Raw genomic sequence first — 1,392 nt, forward strand, 5'->3', positions numbered from 1 at the left:
ATATTCAACTTTTAAAAACGTACTGTATATATAGACAGTTGTTCGTGTTTTGTCCAATAACATTATTAAAAGTCGTTTTGGTGTATTTTAACAACAATAACTTTACAAAATACGTAATTACTTGTTTACATGGAAGTTGTTTAGTGGAATTATTAAGCAATGTAATATACGCCGTTTTGGGGTGTTATAAACCCCCAAAGTGGTGTTCAATAAGCTGTTATGTTTTATGGAGAAGTCTGGTGCGAGTTCTAGCAATATTATCATTCATTATTATTTTCTCTTTTCCTGTAAATGCAAAGATAGCTGATATATCTTGGAATGAATTCATAGAACAAACTGAATTAGTCGCAGTTGTATCAATTCAAGAAATGAAACGAATTGATGAAACATATGGCGTAACAAAAGTAAAAGTTCTGAAGGTTATATATGGAGCCGACAACCACAAAGAAATCGATATTGATTGGAGCATAGGCACAATCAGCCAACCGTTATTTGATATTTATCACGACCATATTGTCTTCTTGAAGAAAAACATTAATGGAAAATATGAAGCTTCAATAATTGGGCGATCATTTTGGAAATTAGAGAAAAATTATTCTACTCAAGAGTATTTTGTTGATTTAGATATGGATATTCATATGAGAAGTTTGAAAAACATACCTGAATATATCTATGACTTTAAGGAAATTATGCCTAATAACCAATTTGGCCAACCATATAATGCCAGAAAGGTTTATTTAAAAAGGTTAACTGAATATTTCGAGTCAAATAAAACATAACAAGTCACTCAAAAGGACAAAAAACAGTTGGTTTTTGCTCCTGCGTCGCTTATTTTAACCAACTATTTTTTGCCTCTTAGTGAGGCGTTATATGCCAAGGGTAGTATGTCGAAATACGGATTTTCAATTTACAATCTAATCATTGGATTAATTCTGTTTGCAGGCACTTTTGCAAATTTGGAATATGACGATGGATCGATAGGTGCATTATATTATCTAGTCATCTCACCTATATTTGGTTTTATTTTTCATTTGTCTCATGAGTTACTGTTTTCGCTAAATAATGGCGAGAGTTTTTCGTATCAACCGTTGGTAGCTTTTATTGTAGGTATGTTGTTCAGTGCGTTAGTTGACTTTCTTCGGTATAAATACAAAAATCGAACATCAGTTAAAGTTGGCATATAACAAGACACTTAAAAAAGACAAAAAACAGTTTGCTGTTTTTCGTGCCTCAAACATTTTAGCAAACAATTTTTTGCCTCTTAGTGAGGCGTTGAACTAAGCCGCTACGCGGAGATCCTATTCTGACCATTTGAGCCACACTTACCTTGGGGTTATCCCATATTTGGAGGTAAGTCATGAATACACTCATTGAACAAGTCAAAACTGAAAT

At 32.8% G+C, this 1,392-nt stretch carries 1 protein-coding gene; it reads left to right on the forward strand.

What is annotated here, in order from left to right; translation table 11 throughout:
- Positions 1-143 precede the first annotated feature (143 nt).
- Positions 144-779 carry a hypothetical protein gene (locus I6F49_RS20195; protein ID WP_197181748.1) on the forward strand — a complete coding sequence of 212 codons (636 nt, stop codon included), beginning with the start codon at positions 144-146 and terminating at the stop codon, positions 777-779.
- Positions 780-1,392 lie beyond the last annotated feature (613 nt).

The organism is Pseudoalteromonas sp. SWN166 (assembly GCF_015864485.1).
GTDB lineage: Bacteria > Pseudomonadota > Gammaproteobacteria > Enterobacterales > Alteromonadaceae > Pseudoalteromonas.